Origin of the sequence: Paenibacillus sp. FSL R10-2796, from assembly GCF_037965315.1 — a bacterium.
Classification (GTDB): domain Bacteria; phylum Bacillota; class Bacilli; order Paenibacillales; family Paenibacillaceae; genus Paenibacillus_AQ; species Paenibacillus_AQ odorifer.
The window spans coordinates 520090-545281 of record NZ_CP150178.1; the positions used below are offsets into that span (position 1 = coordinate 520090).

Annotated in this window: 21 protein-coding genes and 1 riboswitch; of the genes, 7 read left to right on the forward strand and 14 right to left on the reverse strand. The window is 43.4% G+C overall.

Translation table 11 applies throughout. The features are described from left to right. Positions 1-66: 66 nt before the first annotated feature. From NST58_RS02495 to NST58_RS02505, 3 genes are all read left to right on the forward strand, one after another. Complete coding sequence (locus NST58_RS02495) at positions 67-2319, forward strand: glycoside hydrolase family 127 protein (protein WP_076192723.1); 2253 nt, start codon at positions 67-69, stop codon at positions 2317-2319. A 306-nt stretch (positions 2320-2625) separates the two neighbouring features. Further along, on the forward strand, positions 2626-4341 hold the full coding sequence (locus NST58_RS02500) for an ABC transporter ATP-binding protein (RefSeq protein WP_339246067.1): 1716 nt from the start codon (positions 2626-2628) through the stop codon (positions 4339-4341). 35 nt (positions 4342-4376) lie between these two features. Continuing rightward, positions 4377-4859, forward strand: coding sequence for an NUDIX hydrolase (locus NST58_RS02505; protein ID WP_076101239.1), 483 nt, complete (start codon positions 4377-4379; stop codon positions 4857-4859). A gap of 65 nt (positions 4860-4924) precedes the next feature. Here the strand turns inward: NST58_RS02505 and NST58_RS02510 are convergent, their stop codons facing one another. After that, a complete protein-coding gene (locus NST58_RS02510; RefSeq protein ID WP_339246069.1) occupies positions 4925-5821 on the reverse strand; it encodes a LysR family transcriptional regulator in 897 nt (298 codons plus the stop codon). Positions 5822-6160: 339 nt separating this feature from the next. Here NST58_RS02510 and NST58_RS02515 point away from each other — a divergent pair, with 339 nt between their 5' ends. Beyond that, on the forward strand, positions 6161-6832 hold the full coding sequence (locus NST58_RS02515; protein WP_339246071.1) for an O-methyltransferase: 672 nt from the start codon (positions 6161-6163) through the stop codon (positions 6830-6832). Between the two features lie 213 nt (positions 6833-7045). Here the strand turns inward: NST58_RS02515 and NST58_RS02520 are convergent, their stop codons facing one another. The 5 genes from NST58_RS02520 to NST58_RS02540 all read right to left on the reverse strand — a co-directional run bounded on the left by NST58_RS02520 (position 7046) and on the right by NST58_RS02540 (position 12508). After that, complete coding sequence (locus NST58_RS02520) at positions 7046-8992, reverse strand: ABC transporter permease (protein WP_076192730.1); 1947 nt, start codon at positions 8990-8992, stop codon at positions 7046-7048. Continuing rightward, complete coding sequence (locus NST58_RS02525; RefSeq protein WP_076192732.1) at positions 8982-9743, reverse strand: ABC transporter ATP-binding protein; 762 nt, start codon at positions 9741-9743, stop codon at positions 8982-8984. The genes NST58_RS02520 and NST58_RS02525 overlap by 11 nt, the downstream gene beginning before the upstream one ends. A gap of 106 nt (positions 9744-9849) precedes the next feature. Then, positions 9850-10854 (reverse strand): sensor histidine kinase, encoded by a 1005-nt coding sequence (locus NST58_RS02530; RefSeq protein ID WP_076275632.1) that lies wholly within the window; start codon positions 10852-10854, stop codon positions 9850-9852. Continuing rightward, positions 10851-11540, reverse strand: a complete 690-nt coding sequence (locus NST58_RS02535; protein ID WP_076124606.1) for a response regulator transcription factor — start codon at positions 11538-11540, stop codon at positions 10851-10853. Before NST58_RS02535 ends, NST58_RS02530 begins: the two co-directional genes overlap by 4 nt. A 77-nt stretch (positions 11541-11617) precedes the next feature. After that, positions 11618-12508 (reverse strand): TetR/AcrR family transcriptional regulator, encoded by an 891-nt coding sequence (locus NST58_RS02540; protein WP_248549116.1) that lies wholly within the window; start codon positions 12506-12508, stop codon positions 11618-11620. Between the two features lie 206 nt (positions 12509-12714). Here NST58_RS02540 and NST58_RS02545 point away from each other — a divergent pair, with 206 nt between their 5' ends. Then, positions 12715-14238, forward strand: coding sequence for a DHA2 family efflux MFS transporter permease subunit (locus NST58_RS02545; RefSeq protein ID WP_076124605.1), 1524 nt, complete (start codon positions 12715-12717; stop codon positions 14236-14238). A gap of 46 nt (positions 14239-14284) precedes the next feature. On the opposite strand, the gene NST58_RS02550 is transcribed toward NST58_RS02545, so the two are convergent. After that, on the reverse strand, positions 14285-15331 hold the full coding sequence (locus NST58_RS02550; RefSeq protein WP_076278911.1) for a YncE family protein: 1047 nt from the start codon (positions 15329-15331) through the stop codon (positions 14285-14287). A gap of 185 nt (positions 15332-15516) precedes the next feature. On the opposite strand from NST58_RS02550, the gene NST58_RS02555 reads away from it, so the two are divergent. Next, the gene (locus NST58_RS02555) at positions 15517-16398 is read left to right on the forward strand and encodes a nucleotidyltransferase domain-containing protein (RefSeq protein WP_339170925.1); all 882 of its coding nucleotides are present in this window, start codon (positions 15517-15519) and stop codon (positions 16396-16398) included. Positions 16399-16635: 237 nt separating this feature from the next. Continuing rightward, positions 16636-17385, forward strand: a complete 750-nt coding sequence (locus NST58_RS02560; protein WP_312149627.1) for a WecB/TagA/CpsF family glycosyltransferase — start codon at positions 16636-16638, stop codon at positions 17383-17385. Positions 17386-17968: 583 nt separating this feature from the next. Here the strand turns inward: NST58_RS02560 and NST58_RS02565 are convergent. The 7 genes from NST58_RS02565 to NST58_RS02595 all read right to left on the reverse strand — a co-directional run bounded on the left by NST58_RS02565 (position 17969) and on the right by NST58_RS02595 (position 25128). Continuing rightward, positions 17969-18562 (reverse strand): hypothetical protein, encoded by a 594-nt coding sequence (locus tag NST58_RS02565; protein ID WP_339246079.1) that lies wholly within the window; start codon positions 18560-18562, stop codon positions 17969-17971. A gap of 231 nt (positions 18563-18793) precedes the next feature. Continuing rightward, positions 18794-19627 (reverse strand): ABC transporter ATP-binding protein, encoded by an 834-nt coding sequence (locus tag NST58_RS02570; protein ID WP_339248749.1) that lies wholly within the window; start codon positions 19625-19627, stop codon positions 18794-18796. Between the two features lie 34 nt (positions 19628-19661). Continuing rightward, positions 19662-20423, reverse strand: coding sequence for an ABC transporter permease (locus tag NST58_RS02575; RefSeq protein WP_036682669.1), 762 nt, complete (start codon positions 20421-20423; stop codon positions 19662-19664). After that, a complete protein-coding gene (locus tag NST58_RS02580) occupies positions 20420-20713 on the reverse strand; it encodes an MTH1187 family thiamine-binding protein (RefSeq protein WP_036682688.1) in 294 nt (97 codons plus the stop codon). Before NST58_RS02580 ends, NST58_RS02575 begins: the two co-directional genes overlap by 4 nt. Positions 20714-20903: 190 nt before the next feature. Continuing rightward, positions 20904-21953 carry an ABC transporter substrate-binding protein gene (locus NST58_RS02585; protein ID WP_339246081.1) on the reverse strand — a complete coding sequence of 350 codons (1050 nt, stop codon included), beginning with the start codon at positions 21951-21953 and terminating at the stop codon, positions 20904-20906. A 161-nt stretch (positions 21954-22114) separates the two neighbouring features. Further along, positions 22115-22225: riboswitch (TPP riboswitch) on the reverse strand. A 158-nt stretch (positions 22226-22383) separates the two neighbouring features. Next, positions 22384-23835: a hypothetical protein gene (locus NST58_RS02590; RefSeq protein ID WP_076185225.1), complete on the reverse strand. Its 1452-nt coding sequence runs from the start codon at positions 23833-23835 to the stop codon at positions 22384-22386. Between the two features lie 72 nt (positions 23836-23907). After that, positions 23908-25128: an MFS transporter gene (locus NST58_RS02595; RefSeq protein ID WP_280753303.1), complete on the reverse strand. Its 1221-nt coding sequence runs from the start codon at positions 25126-25128 to the stop codon at positions 23908-23910. Between the last annotated feature and the right edge of the window lie 64 nt (positions 25129-25192).

Below are 25192 nucleotides of genomic sequence, written 5' to 3' on the forward strand. Positions count from 1 at the left end.
TTATCTTATGGATACAAATATACACTTGTCATCTAACCCTGACAAGATTGCGAGGGAGCGATTTCATTGAAGACGCAAGCTTTTGATCTACAGAACGTACGAATTGATTCAGGTCCACTTCTCCATGCGATGGAGTTAAATACTGATTATTTACTTAAGCTTGAGGCAGATCGGCTTCTGTCGCGTTTTCGCGAATATGCTGGCTTAGAGCCTAAGGCTGCTCACTACGAGGGCTGGGAATCTCAGGGTATTAGCGGCCATACGTTAGGCCATTTTATTTCTGGATGTGCGTTAATGTATGCCTCTACGGGAAATGAAGAGCTGCTACAACGCGTGAATTATGTAGTAGATGAATTAGAGCAATGTCAGGATGCGCATGGCAATGGCTTTATTTCCGGCATTCCTCGTGGCAAGGAGTTATTTGAGGAAGTGAAGGCAGGCGACATTCGCTCACAGGGCTTTGACCTCAACGGAGGTTGGGTGCCGCTTTACACGATGCATAAGCTGTTTGCAGGTCTTCGCGATGCTTATCGATTGGCCGGCAATCAGAAGGCGCTCGTTATTGAAACGAAGCTGGGGCTGTGGCTTGAGGATATTTTTGCAGGGCTGAGTAAAGATCAGATCCAAGAGGTGCTGCGTTGTGAGTTTGGCGGCATGAATGAAGCGCTGACGGATTTGGCAGAGGATTCCGGAGAAGATCGTTTCCTCGCGTTAGCGGAAAGCTTTTATCATGGGGAAGTGCTTAATGATCTGGCCGTAGAAAAAGATACCCTAGCTGGAAGACATGCTAATACACAGATTCCAAAAATCATCGGAGCTGCTAGACAATATGAGGTAACTGGGCAGGAGCATTATGCAGGTATTTCCCGCTTCTTCTGGGATCGGGTCGTGAATCATCATTCTTATGTGATCGGCGGCAACAGCTATAATGAGCATTTTGGTGAACCGGATAAGTTAAATGATCGATTGGGTGAAGGTTCCTGTGAGACATGCAACACGTACAACATGCTGAAGCTGACTAAGCATATGTTCCAATGGGATGCGTATGCAGCGTATGCGGATTACTACGAACGTGCGATGTATAATCACATCTTAGCCTCTCAGGAGCCGGTAGATGGCCGGGTATGTTACTTCGTATCTCTCGAGATGGGTGGACATAAATCGTTTAATTCGCAGTTCGAAAGCTTTACGTGTTGTGTAGGTTCGGGAATGGAAAGCCATTCTATGTATGGCTCGGCGATATACTTCCATAGTGCAGATGAGCTTTATGTCAATCAGTACGTACCTTCTACAGTGGCTTGGAAAGAGCAAGGCATTAGCTTGCAGCAAGAGACCAAGTTCCCGGCAGAGGGACAAGGTGTACTGCGGATCAGTGCAGCACAGTCAACGAAATTCACATTAAAGCTAAGATATCCTTACTGGGCTGAGCAAGGGATGAGTGTTAGCGTAAATGGTGAAGATGTTCAAGTAAATGTAGGCAAATCTAACTACTTTACTTTGGATAGAGAATGGCAGGATGGAGACGTTGTCGAATACGATATTCCGATGTCGGTGAGAATCGAGACGATGCCGGATAATCCGAACCGAGTTGCATTCCTTTACGGGCCACTTGTGCTCGCAGGTGATTTTGGGCCTATAAATGCAGAGACCAATAGCGATCGCGCCCTTGCTTCCGTATTAATCGGAGATCGGGACACACTGACGGACAACCTCATCCAATCTAATGTGAGCAAAAATGTGTTCCGGATGAAAGGTTTAGGGTATACAGGGGATCATGAGCTTCGTCCGTTCTACCCTATGCATGATCATCGTTATTCCGTGTATTGGGATTTATTTACACCGGAAGAGTGGAAGCTGGCAGAGGCTGAATATCGCGAAGCTGTGGAGAATAACTTGCTGCTTGAGCAGTTAACTGTCGATTCGGTACAACCTGCTGAAATGCAGCCTGAACGCGATCATAATTTCACAGGTGAATTTGTAGGCTTAGGTAAAATCCACAATCGCAAGTATCGGGACAGCTGGATCAATGGCTGGTTCTCCTTCACGATGGAAGTTTTGCCGGATAAGCAAGTGGATTTGGTGGTCACGTATCTGAAGTCGAACGATACTTCGCTGGCATTTGATATTTTGGCGGATGGGGAGCAACTTGGTGTAGGCACTCTTGAGTCTGAGGAGATGAATAAGCTGGAGACGATTCGCTATGAACTCCCGCAGCCGATCACGAGCGGCAAATCAGCAGTTACGATCAAGTTTGCTTCTCATGAAGGACATAAGGTTGGCCAAGTGGCCGGACTACGTATCGTTAAACGTAATTCTTGAATAAAAAGGCTTACAGAATTATAATAGGGTCAATTCTTTTAATTGAGGTGAAATGGATGTCTTTCCGTACCGTTACAAGGAACTAGTTATCGGGCTGGGTGAAACGCGTACCAGCTATCAAGGGGGGAGTCTACCCTTTTGATTACAACTAACTAGAGCTTTGAACGGTGCCATAGGCAGCTATTTTTGTAGAGCCAGGCACTTAACCTATTTAACTTAGAGAACCGTTTATTTGTGGATGGTTTTTTACAGTGGGATAGGGGCGCCTGGCTTTTTTGCATTCAATTAAAAGAGGGGATAAATGATATGTTAAAAAAGAGTCTAGCTCATCTAAAGTGGTGGGTATGTGGTTATATTTTATTGGGTTTTGCCATTCAGCTGTTAAGTAGTTTAGGGGTTGTTGTCTTTCAAAAAATATTAGATAAGGCCACGGTAATCAACAGTTTTGGTGAAATATCCACATTAATTATGGTGTATGGGTTTCTGCTAGCTGGGGTGGCGATCCTGAATTATATAGACGAATACCCGAGTGTGTTTTTATCGAACAGCATCACGGAGCAGTTAAAGATTCTTGCACTGTCCAAAATATCAAAAATGGATTATCAAGCGTATCAGGATATGGGAACAGGGCAGATGATTAAGGTGATCGAGAACGGGGCAGCGGCTGGAAACAGCATTATTTTTTCTTTTTTTCTCAAAACACTACATGAGTTGTTTCCTACTCTTCTATTCAGTCTAGTCTTTATCAGCTTCTATGATCTAAGGATCATGTTAGTGATTGCAGCTGGCTATGTGGTCGTCTTTCTGATAACAAATCTGTTGTTGAAATTTCTGTATGCGATGAAGGCTGCCATTCTCCAAGAGCAAGAAAAGATGTCCAGATTCTCTATCCGCGGGTTTATGGAATTGGTCGTCTTTAGAACCAACAAGAGATATGAGAAAGAGATCGATAAATTAAGCCAGACCGCACGCACTATCATTCATAAAAATGCTCAGCTAAAAATGATCCATGAAGCTTTTTTTGCTATATTCGAGTTATTTGTCACGATCATTAAAGTTGTTGTCCTGATTTATGGTGTGAAAAGCATTGTCGCAGGCGAGACCTCCCTTGGTATTGTGGTCGCATTGTTTATGTTCATCGATAAAATTTATACCCCAATTGCCATCTTTAATGTTTTATTTGTAGATTACAGACTGAATAAAGTGACCTACAGAAGATTCGAGGAATTTATTGCTGCCCCAGAAGATAAGAACTTGGAATCCGGAGAAGCCATCACTGAGCTCCAAGGCAATATTGAGTTTAGGGAGGTGTCCTTTACTTATGGGAATGTGCAGATTCTGAATAACCTGTCATTTTCGCTTACGCGAGGAGCTTCCGTTGCTATTGTCGGATTAAGTGGAGGCGGGAAATCTACGCTGATTAAATTGATTGTGGGGTTATTAAAAAAGGGCGAAGGTGAACTCTTACTGGACGGTAAGGATATCGATGAGATTCGTTTGAATAGCTACTATGATCATATTTCCTATCTATCCCAAGACACGCCGATTTTTGATGCTACGATAAGGGATAATATTGTATTTGATGAGGATACTCTGTCCGATGAAGAGCTATATGAGATTCTGGGAAAAGTTCATTTGCAGGAAAAAGTAAGCCATTTACCGGATCGCTTAGATACTTTGGTAGGCGAAAAAGGTCTCAAATTATCAGGAGGCGAAAGACAGCGATTAGCGTTTGCCAGAGTCATTGCCCAAAAAAGAAATATTCTAATTCTGGATGAGCCCGTGTCAGCGCTTGATAATATCACTGAGCAAAGTCTTATGGAGACGATTTTGAATGAATTTAAGGACAAAACTATCATCATTGTGGCCCACAGGCTTAATTTTATAAAAGACGTTGATAAGATATTGGTAGTGGATCAAGGGTCAATTGTTGGGGAAGGGAAGTTTGATGATTTAATAGAACAGTGCGAAGCTTTTAAAGCGTTATGGAATAGAAAAATATCGTTTACAGATTATCGATAAATTGCTAGACTCTTCTAAAAAAAGAGGTGCTATCTATGGCTTGGCCAACACATATTGTAGCGGTGGGTGGAATTGCAATAAATGAAGAGGGAGATATTCTTTTAGTAAAAACACATCATGGTGGGTGGGTATTTCCTGGAGGACAAGTGGAAGTTGGAGAAAACCTAATGGATGCACTAATTCGCGAGATTAAAGAGGAAAGTGGAATAGATGTCGTTGTTTCTCAACTGATTGGCGTGTATTCGAATACAGGTATGCATAAATGGTATGACGGTGAGACGGATGTTCCTACCAAGGTCATGTTAGACTTTATCTGCAAGCCCGTGGGTGGAGAATTAAGTACTTCGGAGGAAACATCTGAAGTGATGTGGGTAGCCAAGGAGAAGGTGCTGGATCTGATTTCTGCAGCGGCTATTCGTACCCGCTATCAAGCTTATTTGGATTTCGACGGAAATACTAGGTACATGGATTATGTAACTGGAGGTGCGTTTGAAGTTAAATTGGATCGGACGGTGTAAAAAAGAAGCTTTGAGGCTTTCCCGAAAGGGAAGGCCTCTTTTGTTGGGAATGAGCAATCATTCCGCTATATCGTATAAGGATTGTGTCGAATCATCTCAATTAAATTCACTGCGGCTGCTGATAAGGGCTCATTTTTACGTGTACAGATCGCAATGGTATTTTTCAGATGGACGCCTTCTACATATACTCGGCACAATTCTCCACGCTCTACATATTTGCGTACGACTAATGAAGAAACGAAGTTTGCACCATATCCGGCGATAACGGCTTTGATGGCTTCATGTAGTCCATTAAATTGCAAAGAGATGATAGGAGCGGGTGTGTTGTATGTGCGGCATAAAGATAATAATCGCTCCCGCGTTGAACTCCCTTCTTCACGCATAACGAAGGGTTCCTTCATCATTTCGGATAGAGAAACTTGCTGATTGGCATAACGATGATCGGGTGCGACTACAAACCATAACTCGTCCTGAAATAACTCCTCTGTCTGGATTGTATCTGGATAAGCCTCGGCGATTCCTCCATAAATAGCTATATCCACATCTACATTCAACAGCTGCTTGAGGGCATCACTTGAGTTGGTAGTGGTGATCATCATCTCCACTTGTTCATATTGCTGCTTAAACTTTGCAATCCAGGTAGGAATGAGAAAGTGAGCAGGCAAATACGTTGCGGCTAGACGGATACTTCCGTTACTGCCGTTAACATAATCTTGAGTGAATTGCTCAATTTGTTGTTCTACGGCGAACAGTCGCTTGGCGAGTAGAGTAAGCTCTTCCCCTGCATCCGTTAAAGCAATTCCTCTGCCTTGAGGTTTAAATAGGGCAAAGGACAGTTCCTTTTCGAACTTCTTAATCTGCGCAGTGATGGCAGGCTGACTTATATTTAAAATTTCTGAAGCGCGTGTCACACTGCCTGCCGATGCGATTACATGGAATAAGCGTAAGGCATGTAGGTTCATGGTTAAACTCCCATTCTTCAATTCATATATTAAATATATAAATTAAATATAAAGATATATTATATTTATGATTATAACTGATTTACAATACAGATATAAAGATGAACTTGGAAAGATGAGATTAGGGAAAGGAATAATGGAGAGGAGGTTTGGAACTGTAGGAGCGTAGCGATCGCCTTTGTCTCCGGATTTCAACCATGAACAGTGTTTAAATTGAAGAAATCTGGAGACAACAGCGACCGGAAGTCCAAACACTCCTCGTAGTTACGAACGATCCCTAAATGTGGAATTTATAAGTTCATCTAAACCAAAATCAATACTAAAGGAGAAGTGATAAATATGAATCAAACGACTACTTGGGATAAAGTCGATCAGTATATTACAGGGCGCCTGATTCCACAGGACGCTGTGTTGGAAGAAGTGTTGGTCACCAATCAACAGGCAGGGCTGCCGCCCTTTGATGTTTCGCCTAGTCAGGGGAAATTCCTCAATCTACTGGTGCAAATGAAAGGTGCACGCCGGATTTTGGAGATTGGCACCTTGGGCGGGTACAGTACGATTTGGATGGCAAGAGCCCTGCCGTCTGACGGACAGATAGTTACCTTGGAGCTGGATCCCATTAATGCGCAGGTAGCTAAAGCTAATCTTTCGCTTGCCGAGGTGGATCATCTGGTAGAGCTTCGTGTAGGGGATGCATTAGAGCAACTGTCTCAGATGAAACAAGAGGGCGTTGAACCCTTCGACTTTATTTTTATAGATGCCGATAAACCGAATAATCCTAACTATTTAAAGTGGGCGCTGCAATTCTCCCAGCCCGGAACGGTGATCCTTGGAGATAATGTGATTCGTGAAGGTGAGGTCATTAATGAGAATAGCGAAGACGCTCGTGTAGTAGGCGTACGGGAATTTTATGATCTGTTGGCTGAAGAGCCTAGAATTTCGGCTACTGCCATTCAGACGGTGGGAAGCAAAGGTTATGATGGATTTGTATTGGGGATTGTGAATAGCTGAGGGATTCGACAGATCCTCTGAGCGTTACGACCCCGTTGGCGTTATTTGCGAATTTTTAGCCTATAGAGCAGGGTTTCGGACTCCAGTGACGCTATTACTTAGAAAGAGGTTCATCTGTGTCCGATAGATGCCGGTGCCTCCTACCTGTAAATGATATCAAATCAAACAAAGGTGTCCCTAAGCCATGATGGCTTTAGGAACACCTTCGTTATTTTAAAGCGCCTCTTTAATCACCTTTTTGTAATAGAAGACGGACAATATTGCAAAGATCGAATACAAAGCAGTGTATAACAGCATCACCAGAATCATCGGTGTCCAAAGCTCTGTGCCGAATAAGAACCAGCCGGATTTAACGGCGAAGTAGCTGTGAAGCAGACCTATGACTAATGGAATACCGAAGTTGAACAATTGTTTCATCTGTATACCTCTGAGCAGATCGCCTTGCGTGAATCCAAGCTTTCTCAGAATAGTGTAGTTAGGTTTTTCATTTTCACTTTCATCCATTTGTTTAAAGTATAGAATACATCCGGAGGTAATCAAGAAGGTTAACCCCAGAAAAGCAACGATAAACATAATGAGTCCCATATTTTGTTTTTGACCTTTTATCGACTCTAATTGAGAGTCTTGTTTGTTTTTCTCATCAAATTTCAAGGTCTTGAAAAGTTCATTTGCCTGTTCAACGCTTGCCCGGACTTTCATATCAATCCCGATATTAAGGGAGGATCCCCTTTGAAGGGCAGGATCTAAATCCTTCTTTAAGCGCTTAAAGATCGATTCGTCTACAACCGCAACCGGTAAGCCACCACCTGTGTAATACCCTGAAATGGGACTTTCGATATCTAATCTTTTATAATCCTGTGGAAAAACCTCATGTAACCCTTTGAGTTCAATCGCACCTTTATCTTTCATAGTAACAAAATTATCCAGTGCACTGCTTGATTTCGTAAAATAAGCTTTATCTGGAGTTAGATCAACGTCTTCAAGTGCATTTTCACTTATGACCGCCAGGGTCATAATATTTGAAAACATATTGTCTCCGTCCGGTTTTTTAACAAGAATCTCTTCAACATCTACATCGACCTGAAGGACTTGGGTCCTTCTTTCTGTAAATACTAAATCATTTGCCGTTAGGATCTTTGTAAATTGTTCAGCCTCTTGGGCATTCGTGAATACAAAATCCGTTGGGACATATTGCTTGGAAGTTTTCTCAGCAGAGTAAAAGGAAATGTAGCTAAGGGATAATAAACCCAGGGCTAGTGCCGATACCGTTGTAATGATGGTTAATAATACGGCATTGGATTTCATGCGAAACATAATGGAGGAAAGAGATAGAACCTCTCTAATGTTCAGATAGCCGTTTTTCCGCTTACGAATGATATGAAAAATAAAACTTACCGAGCCTTTATAAAATAGATAGGTCCCAATAATGACGGATCCCAAAATAGTAATCATGGATATAGCCAATTGATTCATTGAGGTTACGTCTTCGGTAAGTAATTTAGAGGAGAGCACATAGCCCAGTAGGATTAGGCCAATTCCGACAATCCCTATGATCATTTCAAAGAAGGATAACTTTTTCACTGTACCTTCTGTTGTTGAGGTTACCCGGAACAAGGATAAGATACTTTGTCTTTTAATAAATCCATAATTCATCAGCATGATCAAAAGATAAATCACACAGAATACGATCAACGTCTGAATCAAAGCTTCGATAGAGAAATGAAGGGAGGCTATAGCATCGACCCCCATTATTTTAAATAAGATCATGAGGATCAATTTTGAGATAGAAAAGCCTACTAATATCCCCAGGACCAAGGAACCGAAATACAGAATAAAGTTCTCTGCCGAAAGAATGCGGAAGATTTTATTTTTGGTCATTCCAATTAACTGAAATAAGCCAATTTCTTTGCCGCGTCGTTTGATGAAGATCGTATTAGCATATAACAGGAAAATAGAGACAATTACGACTAGTAAAACCGAGGCAGCCGTGATGGCTGCGCCCCCTTTGATAGAGCTTTCCAGCTCATCCATCGAGGGATCGTATTGCAAGGTGACAAAGGCGAAATATAAGGCCACACTAAAAACTAGCGCAAACACGTATAGGTAGTAATTTCGGATGTTTTTTCGCAGATTTCGAATCATTAATACATTAATGCTCATTCTGCACACCGCCTAATACACCCTGTGTTTTTATAATGTCGTTGAAGAAAACTTGTCTTGATTGTTCTCCTTTATTTAGTTGCGTATAGATTTTTCCATCTTTTATAAAAATAACTCTACTGCAATAACTGGCAGCCACTGGATCATGTGTAACCATAACGATGGTTGCTCTTCGTTTTTGATTGAGTTCACTTAGCTTATTTAATAAATCAGAAGCGGATTTAGAATCCAGCGCCCCGGTAGGCTCATCAGCAAAAATAATACTTGGATCATGAATGAAGGCACGAGCTGCTGAGGTACGTTGTTTTTGACCGCCAGAGATTTCATTGGGGTACTTATTTTTTAATTCCAAAATCCCCAATTCCTTTGCGAGACTTTCGAATTTCTGATTGGCGGCTTTCTTGGGTGTATTGGTAATGGATAGTGGCAGCAGGATGTTTTCCTTTACCGTCAGCGTGTCCAAGAGATTATATTCTTGAAAAATAAAACCTAAATGATTCTTGCGAAATTCAGCGAGCTGCTTCTCTTTCATATTGGAGATTTCATTGCCCTCGATGGTAATAGATCCGTTACTGATTTTGTCGATCGACGAGAGTACGTTGAGTAGGGTGGTTTTACCTGAACCGGAAGGCCCCATGATGCCAACGAATTCGCCTTCTTCTATACGAATATCGAGTCCGCTTAACACGGATTGTTTGTTTAATTTATTGCCATAGCTTTTATGAATTTTAGTAGCTTCTAGAATTGCCATAATGATTCACTCCTTCGTTTCTTCTTGTATAGCTTTATTATAAAAAAGTTTATTGTTCTTATCCTGCGATTGCCCGAACAAAATATAAAAGCATGTGACATTGTTGTCACATGCTTGAGATTTTAACGAATTCATTTTTGAGTGGGAAGGTTAGCGTAAATGTTGATCCCGCTCCGAGCTTGGATTGAACCCCGATGATGATGAGTAAGGATTGAGCTGCTTTCTGAGCTAAATATAAGCCCATGCCTGTGGCGGCATTGTCGCGATGTACAGTAGTGGAAGTAAACCCTCTGTCGAAGATGCGCGGCAGGTCCTTCGGATCTATCCCGCGCCCGCAATCCTTCACCTCAAGAACGATATGTTCAGCTTGCTGGTAGCTATTCACTGTAATATCAGAAGCCTCACTATATTTTACGGCGTTGGTTAGAAGTTGTCTGAGGATAAAAGCCAGCCATTTAGCATCACTAAGCACTTCAGCAGCTTCTAAGTTCAACTCAAAACCAATTCCCTTCTGAATACACCAAGATTGTAATGTCTTAATCTCACTAAAAATAAGCGTTTCTATATCGATTTGCTCCATGTACAGGTCGTTTTCAATAAATGGTATCCGTCTTTGATGGAGCTGCTGATCCAGGAGCAGATGAATACGAAGCCACTCATAGGTCAAGTGCCCCTTCATAACATCATCTTCTATACGCTCAATCATTAGATGCATTGCGGTCAGTGGAGTCTTTACTTCATGAATCCAGGATAACAGCTCATCCTTCTCTTGCTCCAAATTCATTAAATTGTCTGAAGCAGTCCGCTTTAACAATTTCACTTGGTTGGTGATGCTCTCTTCGATGATTTTCTCAAAAGGACTTTCGGCAAGAGCGATGCTTGTCAGATCGAGATCATCGTCCCGCTCATTTAAGCTTTTATAAAATCTGGTTTCCTTAGGATAGCGAATGACTAGAAAAATTACGAAAAAAATCATCGATAAAGAGACCAGATAGAGCACTGAAGACAGGGGGATGGTCGGGTCCATAAAGGTGATAAAGAGCATAAATAGATGTACAAAGAGAAAAAGAAAAATCCAACCGAGTCTTTCGAGCAGGTACTTTTTAATCATAGAGAATCCTCTTCAATGGCTACGTACCCTTGTCCAACCTTCGTCTCAATAAACGCCCCTAATTCAAGCTCGTCGAGCTTTTTGCGCAGCCGATTTACGTTGACGGTAAGGGTGTTATCGCTAATAAAGCGCTTATCGTCCCATAAGCTATTAATTAATTCCTCACGGGTGACGATTTTATTCTTTTTCTCAATGAGCAATTTCAATATGAAAATCTCATTTTTGGTAAGCTCAATCGTTCCCGTGTCGTTGGTCACTGAATTCCGCTCATAATCGACGGTAGCTCCGCACCACGTTTTGAGTTCAATGTTATCCGTATTGTAATTGTACACACGCCGGAGAATGGCTTGCACCTTGGCAATGAGTACATCGAAATGGAAGGGCTTTTGGATATAATCATCGGCTCCCAGCTGCATGGACATCACCATATCTGTCGGATGATCCCGAGAGGATAAGAAGATAATCGGCAGATTAGAGTGAGAGCGAATCATTCTGCACCAATGAAATCCATCGAATTTGGGTAATTGGATATCAATTATCACTAAATCAGGTTTGATTTCCGTGAATTCCTGCGTAACATTGTTGAAATCTTGAATGCCATATACATCATAAGACCACTGCGTAAGCCGTTCTTTGATCTCATTAAACAGCGTTGTATCATCTTCGATTAATAAAAGCTTGAACAAATCGGTCACCACACTTTTAGTTTCGTGCCTTGCGTTTAGAATACGCTTAAATGATTGAAGCCATACTTTGATTGTGCTTAGAGCATTGCAGATAACACTGTCTGATAATGTGCAAATTCCTTCGTTTCATTAAACTGAGGGCACATTTTCAAGGAGAGCAGGGCGCTTTCGATTAAGAACTCTCTTGGTTCCTTATTGTTCATGATCTCTTCTTGGATAAAATATAACAGCTTCAGTGCATTGGACAGGCTGGGATCATCGGCGGCGAATGATTTATCAATGATTTTTTTTAAGCTTACGGTCGCAAACGATAAATCATTATTAAAAAAATCAGTGTATTCAGCAACAGGCAATAGTTTCCCTACATGATCGGGGGAGATAAGCTGCATTCCTTTTTCACTTAAGTCCTCAACAATCGTCTGGATAAGAGTAGTGCAATAATTAATGATTTGTTGAGAGGTAATGACTTCATTCATGGCACTGTTAATTTGCAGCATATGTTGCAAGATGCCTGTGAAAATGATGGCTCCATCCAGTAGATAGGGTTTTTTATCTTCAGAAAATATATGCAGGAAACGTTCATGCACCCAGGTTAATAAGGTGAATTTAGTTTTTTTGATGAACGTAATTAAATCCGGATCATTGGAGACCAGGGCATCTTCAACCAGCTGCAACAATTTATTTTTTTTATTGATTTTCATAACCAGTTGAACTTGTTTAGCGAATATATCAATGTCAGAGGGGTCCTGGCCAATGAGCAGGCCATTTCTGCCTTCTTCCAGCTGGTCATGAATAGAGGTGAATACAGCTTTAAAGAGATCCCCCTTGGAAGGGAAATAATTATAAAAAGATCCTTTGGAGATCCGGCTGTGATTCAGAATGTCCTGTATGGATGTGGCGTGGTAGCCTTTTTCAATAAATAATTCATGTGCTTTTTGAATCACTTGCTCTTTCCGTTTATTTATCATCTTAGGTGCCCCTTTAAGGTGGACTCTTTTGTGCAAAAAAAAACACTTCACGTAGAATAGACTAGCTTATATTTCCACTTAATACAATTTAGTTTTTAAATGAATTCTGACTTGCCAAGCAGTAAATATAAGAGTAATATATTCTACATTGTAACATAAGTTCAAAATTGAACCGACGGTATGATTATAGAATGGAGGATTCCAAAATGAAAACGAAAGAAAGTAAAGCGTCCTATGGGATTTTGGCAATCCTTATGATTGGTGCATTTGTTGCTTTACTGAGTAATACCTTGCTCAATATAGCTTTACCATCGATTATGAAGGATTTTGATGTCAGTGCCTCAACGGTACAGTGGTTATCGACGGGTTATATGCTAGTGAACGGGATCATGATTCCTTCAACGGCCTTTTTAATTCAAAAGTATACAGCCAGACGATTATTCCTAATCGCCATTGGATTATTTGCAATAGGGACCTTCATTGGAGGCTTTGCTCCAAGTTTCCCTGTATTATTGATTGCGAGAATGGTCCAAGCCTCAGGGGCCGCGATTATGATGCCATTATTAATGAATGTATTGTTCACCACATTTCCACCTGAAAAACGTGGCTCGGCCATGGGGATGTTTGGTTTGGTTATGATTTTTGCACCAGCCATTGGTCCTACACTCTCAGGATGGATTATTCAGCATTATGAATGGCCTGTGCTGTTCTTTATGATTGCACCGATCGCCGTATTGGTGTTCATTCTTGCCTTCTTCAAACTGCATGATCCTAAAAAAGATGTGGCTATTAAAATTGATATTCTATCTGTAGTTCTATCAGCGATTGGGTTCGGGGGTCTTCTATACGGCTTCAGTTCCGCTGGGAATAAAGGATGGGATGATCCAATGGTCTACTCCACCCTTATTATCGGGGTTATTGGTTTAGTGATATTCATTATGCGCCAGATGAAGATGAAGGAGCCTATGCTTAACTTCAGAGTGTACAAATATCCGATGTTCGCTTTATCCTCAGCGATTTCGATTACACTGAATATGGCGATGTTCTCAGCCATGATGTTAATGCCGATTTATCTGCAAAATATTAGAGGTATTTCACCTCTGGATTCGGGACTCCTAATGTTGCCTGGTGCTTTGATTATGGGGGTTATGTCTCCAATCACAGGTAAATTGTTCGATAAATTCGGCGGCAAAGTCTTAGCGTTAATCGGTCTGGCTATCGTAGTGATCAGTACGTATTTCTTTAGTGATCTAACTGAGACAACGAAATATTCGACACTTATGATTTTGTATTCTGTGAGAATGTTCGGGATTTCAATGGTTATGATGCCTGTGATGACCAATGGTCTGAACTCCATCCCGGCTAAATATACACCACATGGTACAGCCATGAACAGTACGATTCAGCAAGTCTCCGGGGCGATTGGCGGGGCGCTGCTTGTAACGATTATGTCTAACAGTACTACTTCACATGTCAAAGATATGGTAGCTGAGGCTGTGAGTAAATTAACGGCTAAGCCTTCTGCAGAGCAATTGCTTGGCATTCAAAACCAAGTCATCGCAAAAGCAACGATCGAAGGAATTAACGATGCATTCTTAGTGTCAGTAGGCGTAGCCATCATTGCCTTTATCCTAGCTTTCTTCATAAAAAGAGGGATACAGCCTAAGGATACAGAAACAGTCGAGGAAAAAGTGGCTGTTAAACAAGTTTCATCCGCTAGATCGATGTAATTTGATATGTAGAAAGACGCTCACCTATGGTGGGCGTCTTTTTGTCTTAATTAAAAATAGAACTCTGAGTGAGTCTTGGTCCATCCTGAATGACCGTTATGGAGTCGTTTCCACCTACATAAATTCTATTTGTGAGCGGGTTTAGCACAGTGCTGCCTGATACGGAGGAGAATCTTGCGAGCCGTTTAAACGTGGTGGCGTTATAAACGGACATATGATTCTTATCAAAATTACCAACAAATAAATGATTTGTATTCGGGTTGATAATCGTGTTGGAGGAGGTAGGCAACACCTTTGTGGTTATAATTTTGTTGTTGCGCCCATCTATGACAAACAGCCTGCCCTTACCCTCCACTTGTGCACTTGAGACATAAATACGATTCGTCAGCGGATTTATAACGACCTCACTTTGCAAACGTCCCAGCTGTACATTACGCAACAATTTATTGGTTCGGCCATTGATCACAGAAAGAAACCGGCTCAAGTTATTAGCGACATAAATACGATTGGTAATTTTATTAAGTGCTGGCGCTATCACGGGGTTACTTCCGACTTTTATTGTCGCAATGATCGCCTGTGTAGTTCCGTTAATGACGGTGACGCTATCATTTACTGTATTGGTCACATAGACACGGTTGGTAAGCTCATTGATAACAATTCTGGAGGGGCGTCCACCGATTTCAATCTTTTTACGGACCTGATTTGTTTTCCCGTCTATGACGAATAGGGTTCCGAATGCGCTAGTTACATAAATCAGATTGGTTCGAACATTTACTCCGATATTGTCTGGGAATCGGCCTACTTTGACAGTTTTGATTACCTGGTTTGTCCGCCCGTTTATGACAGATACGTTTTCGTCACGGAAGTTAGGTACATAAATCCGGTTGGTTTGGGGGTTGATTCCGAGCTGAGACGGCAGTCTTCCTACAGGGATCCGAGCGATAATGCGATTAGTTCTGCCCTCCAATACCCCGATAGTTCCAGCCTCGGTGTCTGGGTTTACAAAGTATACTCGATTCGTGACGACATTTACTTTTATATCTCCGATCGGTCCGGCAGAGCGGACTGTAGCAATCACTTTTGGCTGCGCCATGCTTTTACCCCTTTCCAAGTAAATAGATACTTCATTATATTTAGGCTTAGGCAAAAGGGTACTTCATTTATCCTTGCAAGATATATATTAGGAGTGTAGAATGGTACTCCATTATCCAAATATTAGGTTAGGTGTAAGCGTTTTATTTTTTGAGAAATTGAGATTGATTGGAGGTTGGGGTTGAGATGGTGAAATCAGTGTTGTCGGATATTTTATTAACACCTGATAAGACGCAGGTTCATAGCGAATTATTAGAGGAAATTGGGCAGTATATCACACAAGAAATTCTAAATCATCCGTTAATGAAAGAGGAGAGTCAGCAGGTAAGTATTCTCCTTGATGGATCGACCGCACTTGGTGTGGTGGATGAGCAGTCGGATGTGGATGTAATTATTATTTGTCAGGATGAGTATTATAGCAGCATTAATCATCGGTTCGAGCAAGCGGGGCTGATCCCGGAGCAAAGTAGTTTTTTTATGGATTTACGACTTCCCAGCGGCAAGACCGGACATTACACACTGCATAAAATATCAGAAATCAAAGAGGCGTTAATGAGCGGAAATATGGAATGGCTGTGGAATGCTTCTATTTCTTATATCTACTATGACCGATTGGATGTAAAGTCGCTTTTTGATGCCTATGTGCCCCTCCAACCTGGAGTCCTAATGAGATTTCGTAAGAATTCATACATCCAGTTAAGAAGTTATGCCAAAAGCTTAGATAATCCGGTAGTGCGTGGCGACGCCTTTCCTATTTTATTTTTAGCGGTTTCTCTTTATAAAGAAGCATTACGCTGTGCCATTACTATTGAAGGTCACCCCTACCCCTATGACAAATGGCTGGTACCTGTAGCCAAACAAACGACTGTCGGCCGAAAGATTTTGGAGTGTGCGGGCGATTTTTGGAGTTTTGTTAGAGATGATGAATCCTTTGCCCCTATGTACCAGGAGGATAATAACTTTGTCAAAATGGAAAAACGATTCCGGAAGATACTTGTAGAGGAATTCCGCATGCGGGGGATCGATGAACCTTGGTTAGTAGAGTGGTGGAAGTTTATGGAGGAGTGAGTGGAGCTATAGGGTGTTTGGGTGAGTAGAGTAGCTGTGGTGGCGGGGGTGCTGGGGATGGCTGTAGTGGTGGAATGGTCGGATGGTTGAGGTGGCTGTAGTGTTTGGGTGATCGTAGTGGATAGCTAGCTGTAGCGGCGTAGTAGCTGTGGTGATTAAGTAACTTAAATGACTCCCCTTCCTCCTCTTGATTATGGTAAGGTATATTGAAGTGGAATTTTAGTGAGAGGTGATTATATGGACGGGACAGTTTCAATATTAGGAGTTCCCTTTTCAAAACTAACACTACATGAGACAACACTTCATCTAACAAAACATATTCAATCTGGGGAATCGAAACTTTTCCATTTGATCACGGCTAACCCGGAAATTACGATAACAAGTCAATCGGACGAGCTGCTACGAACCATACTTCAAGAAGCGGATTTAATCACTCCTGACGGGATTGGCATTGTGATGGCATCAAAAAGAAAAGGCGATCCTATTGCTGAGAGGGTAACTGGATATGAGCTGCTTCTTGAGCTTTTGGAGCAAGGAAATAGCTTGGGATGGAGTTTTTATTTCTTGGGAACAGATGAGCTTACCAGCTGTAGAGCGGTCGAAAAGATCACGGAGTTATATCCGAATGTGAAGATTGCAGGAAGACATAATGGTTTTCTTACCAAGGAAGAGGAGCCTGCCATTGTAGCAGAAATACAGCGCGCACAGCCAGATTTCCTGATCGTTGCGATGGGTGCGCCATACTCTGACAAATGGGTATATAAGCACAAACAGGAGCTTGCGCAGGTAAAAGTTGTTTTTGGCGTGGGGGGCAGCTTGGATGTAATAGCGGGAAAAGTTACTCCTGCACCAGCGCTATGGAAAAAACTCAATCTGGAGTGGTTGCATCGACTTTTGTTCGCTCCCGTTGCGAAGGGACAAAAGTCGCGATGGCGCAGACAGGCAGTACTGCCCAAATTCGTGTTCCGAGCTATGATTAGGAAATGAAGAAAAGGCCTCGTTTATGGGGCCTTTTTTAGGTTCGATTGGTGGGAGAGGAGGAGGGGGCAGGTGTGAGAGTTGGAAGTAAGGAGTAGGGGGAAGAGTAAGAGAGATTAGTGGGAGTAAGGTGAGGAGTATGAGCAAGAGTGAGTAGTGAGATTGAGGTAAGGACTAGGAGTAGGAGTAGGAGTAGGAGTAGGAGTAGAGTAAGAGTAAGAGTAAGAGTAAGAGTAAGTAGTGGGATTGAGGTAAGGAATGGGAGAAAAAGTGAGTAGTGGGAGTATGTGTAAGAGTGGTGAGTAGGATGTAAGTGCGACTATAGCTGTGACCTTTAAACAAATTAATAATAATAAACAACACCGATTCTGGTTGATGCCATAGTCTCGTATTTAATTCAAACTAAAAGCTAAAGAGGAACAATAAGGGCAAAAATGCCCCTGAGTCACTGGAATTCCGCCCGAAGAGGCAAAAGAAAGGCAAAAATGCCCTAGATCGGGCGCAATACAGCCCTAAGGGGCAAAAGAAAGGCAAAAATGCCCTAGATCGGGTGCAATTCAACCCGAAGTGGCAAAAGAAAGGCAAAAATGCCCTAGAATCGGTGCAATACAGCCCGACGAAGCAAATCAACGGTATAAATCCCGCAGAATGAGCCAAATCCGGCCCGACGAAGCAAATCAACGGTATAAATCCCGTAGACTGAGCCGAATCCGGCCCGACGAAGCAAATTAACGGTATAAATCCCGTAGACTGAGCCGAATCCGGCCCGACGAAGCAAATCAACGGTATAAATCCCGTAGAATGTCCCCAACCCGGCCCGACGAAGCAAATCAACGGTATAAATCCCGCAGAATGAGCCAAATCCGGCCCACCGAAGCAAATCAGCGGTATAAATCCCGCAGAATGAGCCAAATCCGGCCCGACGAAGTGAATCAACGGTATAAATCCCGTAGAATGTCCCCAACCCGGCCCGACGAAGCAAATCAACGGTATAAATCCCGCAGAATGTCCCCAACCCGGCCCGACGAAGCAAATCAACGGTATAAATCCCGCAGAATGAGCCAAATCCGGCCCGACGAAGCAAATCAACGGTATAAATCCCGCAGAATGAGCCAAATCCGGCCCGACGAAGCAAATCAACGGTATAAATCCCGTAGACTGAGCCGAATCCGGCCTGAAGCAGCAAATCAGCGGTATAAATCCCGCAGAATGTCCCAAACCCGCCCGGTTACTATCTATTACCAACAGGGGGGCGGTTTTCGCCACACATTTAATGTGATCCCTACTATGATGAGTGAAATTTGTTTAATTGAGCAGATACATCCGCGTTAATTGAAAATAGGGTTGGAGTTTATCGCTGCAAAATAAAAAAACTGACACCGCTATACCAGCGATATCAGTTTACAGTGCTTAGCGATTAAGCTAGCGGCTGCCTATTTTTAGCTTGTTCCTCTCGCATCCACTGTGACAACTGGCGTTTGAGCTTAAGGAACTCGGGAGAGTCCGTAATCTCATCACGGCGTGGCCGCGGAAACGGCACATCGACTGTATGCAGAATGGAGCCGGGGCGACCGGAAAATACATAGATACGATTAGAGAGCAGCAACGCTTCTTCGATGTTGTGAGTGATGAACAGCACAGAGCGGCGATTCTCTTCCCACAGCTCAAGCAGCCAGCGCTGCATTTCACTGCGAGTTAGTGCATCGAGTGCGCTGAAAGGTTCATCCAGCAACATTAGCTCCTGGGGAGCGAGCAATGCTCTGAGAAAAGCTGCACGCTGCTGCATCCCGCCAGACAACATATGCGGATAAGCATGTTCGAAACCGCTTAACCCAACCTTGGCAAGCCACTGGCGCGCTTCCTCGCGGGCTCCCTCCCGCAGTGCGCCCTTGATCTCCCCAGCAAGCAGCACATTATCCTCAATCGTACGCCAAGGAAAAAGCGCAGGCTGCTGCGGCATATAACTAATTTCACCGCGTTGACCTGTAACGACCTTACCGTTCATGCGGATCGTGCCTGCATCGGGTTTCACAAGGCCGCCAATCATATGGAATAAGGTGCTTTTTCCGCAGCCGGAAGGACCAACGATCGAAACGAATTCTTGTTGCTCTACCTTGAGAGAGACATTATTCAGAACGTTCGTCTCACGGCGACGATGGGAAAAAGATTTGGAGATGCCGCTCACTTCAAGGGCGGGTGCCACGGTATGAGCTTCAGGAGAGCTTATGACTTCTGTTGTTCTGTGTTGCATTTGCGTCGCTTGAGACATACAGGCATCTTCCTTTCTATGAGTTACGGCGCGGCTTCCAGCGAACCAGCCATTTTTCCAGCAATGCAATAATAGCAAAGAGTACAAGACTTAAAAGTACAATAATAACAATAGCAACAAACATCCGATCCGTACGATATGCGGATTTCTGCAGAAGCATATAATAGCCAATACCTTTATCCGCGCCAATCCATTCAGCGACCACGGCGCCCATAACCGCATAAGTAGCAGATATTTTTACGCCGGAAAATAGTGCCGGGATAGAAGAGGGCAGCTCCAGCTTGGTGAAGATTTGCCACTTGCTTGCGCCAGCCATTTTCATATAATTCATCATGACCTGATCACTTTGGGCCAGACCGCCCATCGCAGCGACAGCTACCGGGAAGAAACATACTAGTGTAATCAGCACGATTTTGGGCAAAAGACCAAAGCCGAACCAGATAATGAGCAGGGGTCCGAGCGCGATGGAGGGAACATTTTGACTCAGAATAATAAGTGGATAAAAAGCCCGTCTAGCCCAAGGCAAAAGATGCAAAAGCAAAGCAACGATCAGGCCTACCCCCGTACCAATGGGAAAACCAATTAAAGTGAGCCGCAGCGTAGCCATCGTATGTGCCCAAAGACCAGAAGCGTTACTGGTGGATTCACGGGCAATATCAGCAGGACTCGGCAGAATCCAGGATTCAATATGAAATACAGATACAGATAGCTGCCATACGGTTAAAAAGAAGACGACCGCCACAAGGGGCGGCCATATTAGCTTCCAGGTCGATCTCACGGCCGATATTTCTCCGTCAATTTATCCATGCTGATTCCGTTAGGATTATGAGCGATTTTGATCTGCGAAATTACGCTTGGACTGCCTGCTTCGATCAACGCCTCCTGCATCTGACGCACAACCTCCAGCAGCTCGCTAAGCTCACCTTCCATTGTGGTTTCCAGCGGATTCACTTGATGTTTAACACCGGATTTCTGAATGACCTCAATCGCTTTATCTACGTATGGGATGGAATCCTCATTGTTCGGAGTTTTTGGAATTACTTGAATGCTTAGTAGGGTGTTAGCCACAATAATCAATCCTCTCATTTTATAAGGTAAGTTCAAAAAGCCAACTTTGATAACGAAGTAACTCAGGAAGCAAACTCGACATCGAATCTTGAACGAACTTGGGAAGTCCGGTACTCACGTAGCACATCACTACGCTCCGTTCCTCCTTCCTCAAGTAACGTCCAACCTTCTTGGTTCTGAAGTCCGCTCTCTACTCCGCCGGTAAAAAATCATTACTGAATGCACTAGCAGCATCCAGCGGTTTATCCAGCAACTTCAGATCGTACATCCAGTCGCCATAATTCTGCCAGACCTCGGTTTTTTGCTCGCCCCAGCGGGCAGCATCGTCCTTGTATTTTGGGCTAAGCCATTTTTGGCTAGCTAGGACAAGGTCGGCGTCCAGGTCAGGAACGGCCTTCGATAACATACCGGCAGCCTCTTCCGGATGATCTATGGCATATTGATAACCTTTTGATGTGGCTTTCATGAAGGCCTTCACCAGATCAGGATGATCTGCAATTTGCTTCTCACTCGTCGTCAGCACAGGCGTGTAATAATCGAGCTGCGGCGCATAATCCTTTAAGTACAGCATATCCAATGGCTCGCCACGCAACTCAGCCTCAACACCAGTCCAAGCGTAGAAAATCCAGGCGAAATCAATGTCACGTTTGACGGCGGTAAAATAATCAGCTTCACCGATACTGATCAGCTTCACCTTTTTCACATCGCCACCTTCAGGATCCATGATAGCTTTCATGGCTGCTTCTTCCGCCGGTGAGCCCCAGCCTCCGTAGGTTTTACCTTCGAAATCCTTTGGTGATTTAATATTGCGATCTACTGGAGCAACGAATCCCGACGTATTATGCTGAATAATAGCTGCTATCGAGACAAGGGGTACGCCTTGTAGACGGGCTAGTGTTAATCCTTCTTGGGCGCTGATGCCAAATGCGGCTTCGCCAGAAGTAACCATAGTATCAGAACCCGCTGCGCCTGGCTGAACGATCTCGACGTCCAGACCTTCTTCAGCGTAGTAACCAAGATCCTTAGCTACGTATAGACCGGTATGATTTGTGTTCGGTGTCCAGTCGAGTGCGACTTTAACTTTGGTGAGCTCTTTTGGAGCATCCGTCCCAGCCGCAGCAGTTGGATCAGTAGCATTTGCTTTGTTTCCGGCTGTATTCCCATTGTTGCTGCCGCATCCGGCAATGGCAAGAATGAGTACACAGGTGAGGCACAACGTAAGTGCTTTTTTGAGGTGCATGTCTTCTTCTCTCCTTTAAGGTTACAAGAATCCCGTCTTCACAACATGAACCGTAAAGTGTAGTATGTACGTTTTTCTACATCTTTTAGTGATCTTACAAAAAAAGCGCCCCGAGTGATCGGGACGCTGGCTTGGCGCAAGGTTAGTTAAGGTCACAGGGACCAGAACCAATTGGCGATTCCTACGCTGGCATTATCCAGATCAGGTATAAGGGTCAGTATCTTGTGGGATACAATCTCAGCCGGCCAATTCCAGCACCCCTGGTTCTATGAAGTTAACGGGTATTTCTATGTGCAATATAAGTAAGCATAAGTTTTGTACCCATACTTTATATCTTATATTTCTCGCATACGGTGTATTATAGACGGCTGTACTCGGAATGTCTAGTAGTGCACTCCTGAATTTTTCCAATCCAGTAGTTTCTTTTTTGCTAGTCTAGATCTTTATATTTCTTGCGGTGACGCCGTTTAAGCTCACTAACCAGCGCCCCTAGCGTGAGGACAACGCTGATCAGAATCCCGCTCATGATCACGAAGAGGGCAAGAAATTCAAAGGGAGAATAACCAATCATTTTACTCCATTGAATCTTTCCATCCAGATCGTCAATGACCTGATTCATGCCGTAAATCCCGCTTACTACCGTAAATACAGTGAGAATCATCAGCAGATTATCCCGTCGCTTGGATTGAAACTTATCCTGATACTGAAACAGGTCATTTAAGGTTTCTTTCACTTCCTCGAACAAAGCATCGTTTCCGTATACTTTACGCAGCTGAAGAAATATCTCCCGGCCCTGCGACTGGGAAATCAACTCCAAGAAGTAGAACTTAGCCGAGAACTTATTGATGGAGTAGATTAGATTGTCTATTTCCTCATAATCATGATTAATCCGAAGTCGGGAGTGCATATTGGCGAGCTTTAGCAGAACGATTTTGTGGAAAATATTGAGTAAAAATCCGTAATAATATTGCCCGTACATCTGGTTGGCTAGACTAACAGCAATCTCCTGTTCAGCGCGGGTCATGCAGCAAAAGGTTTGCTCATTCATCATATAATATGTGTCTGGACCCCAGCGATTATAGGAATGCTCATGACAATAGTTTGCAATATACGCTGGATCGCTGGCACTGGCATAGGGCTTTCCGTTCAGATTAATTCCATCAAGCTGTGAGGCGCGATAGCGTAGATTTACACTAATCTCATCAGAGCTTTCTTCATTCTGAAAGCCGTAAAAAGCTTGCACCTGCATTCTTTCATCTACGAAAAAAGGAAGGGTCTCGAAATAAGCCCCATTGATATCCGATTGATCCAGATATGGCTCCAGTCCATCCACCAAATTTCGGAAGACAAAATCCTCTACCATCTCATAGGTCTGTTCCCCGCAATGAATATAAGTGTAATCATCCTGTATGAAGGTATTCTCTAGCGCACGGAAACGATCTGCGAATTCTAGGGCAATACTAAAGGGAATTGAATCCCCCTCCAGCTGGACACGTATCGTCACGAATCCAAGCTGAAAAGGACATATGAATATATCCGTCGAGAGAATTTTGAAAAATATAGATTGCTGCGGAATCTCCAGAATGCAGTCGAGATTATTTACTCTGGAAAAACGGCGAAACGAGTCGGCATCCTTCCTGCGTGGAAAAAGGACATGTGCAGCAAACGGTAAATAGGTGCGCTCCATTCGTTCATGGGAAACACAGTAGCCATCTCCGTAGTAGGCAGCTTCAAGCTCTTTATTATCCAGAAAAAAACGTGTGAAGCCGTCGTCCTGTAATTGCTGGATAAGCTGCTTAGAATCGCCCTTTTTTATAGAAAAGGGAAATATAAACTGCATGAGCGCAGTATGTAACAAAGGCTCAGTTGAAGACTCATTCATTCATCGTCCATCCTTGTGCTCAGAATATGCTTATAGATCACATTACCCTAAAAGGATAACGTTGATACTGTTCTAAATACGGGAACTCTTTCCTTTCACCGCTTGCATAGATTGGAACCTCCATGCGGCAATGCTTAGCAGAAACAAGAAGGCGGCAAAAGCGGCAAGTAATCCGGCTGTTTGTGCCACTTCTAAATGGTCCATAGACCAGCCCATAAACAGAGGTAGCAAAGCACCGCCAACACCTCCGGAAGCAATCATAATGCTGGGTGTTGACTCTTCGGTGCTAGGCAGCATTTTGCTGGAGTAGACTAAAGCAATGGAGAAAATACCGGACATAAACAGCCCCAGCAGCAGAATTACAATGAAAGCAGCCATTCGATTGTCAGTGAACGGAAAGAGTGTCAGCAGTAACAAGGTTAGTAAACAGCTGCTGAGAATGTACACGCGATAAGATATTTTTTCGGCAATTACACCCGCAAACAATCTTCCTGTAGACATCGCCAGCCAAAAGAAAGTGACTGTCAGTGCTGCGGCAGACTCCGTCATCCCTAGCTTGGCAATAAAGATAGCCGGCATAAAGTTGACTAAACTCATCTCTGTGCCTACATAAAGAAAAAAGAAAACGATGAAGATCCCTAACAGAATCCATTGCTTACCTTTATACGGAAATTTTTTGTTAGAACGTGAGCTTGAGGATTGCGAATTGTCTGCTCCTTGGACAGAGGCGCGTTCATCCAGCATTCGTTGTAGATTACCGAAATGCCCTCTTGTCCAGAGGATAAGAGAAATTAAGGAGAAGGCAGCGACGATTAGAAAGGCCAATCTCCACGCTCCGGCAGCAATGAGCGGACTGGCGATAAGCGGCATCACGAGTGCGCCTATCCCGAATAGCACTTCAAGCCGGCTCATTGCAATAGCAGTTCCTTCGGTTACAGCACCAATAATAATGGTGCCGATAACAGCTTCGATCATCCCGAAACCAAAACCTGCGGCAACAGCGATAACATACATCCAGCCCCAAGGCGGTAGAAAGGCGTAGGCAATTTCTGCAACTAGTAGAAGACTGGTGGCAATGAGGATGCCTCCACGTTTTCCGAAGCGGCGATTAAGCAGGGGAGAGACCAACACACCTGCTAAAAAACCAGCGAATTGACTAAAGATTAATTCACCGCCAGCACTATAATTTTGATCATAATGTTGCAGTAGAACGGGCAGAATAGATCCCAGCACAACATGTGCCAGACCGATAACGAAGTAGGAAAGACAGCCGATCCAAATCAGTTTTTTCACGAAGTAAGCTCCTTATCTTGAAGTAGTTTATGAGGTAAGGTCGGATTCAATGTGAACCTGAAGG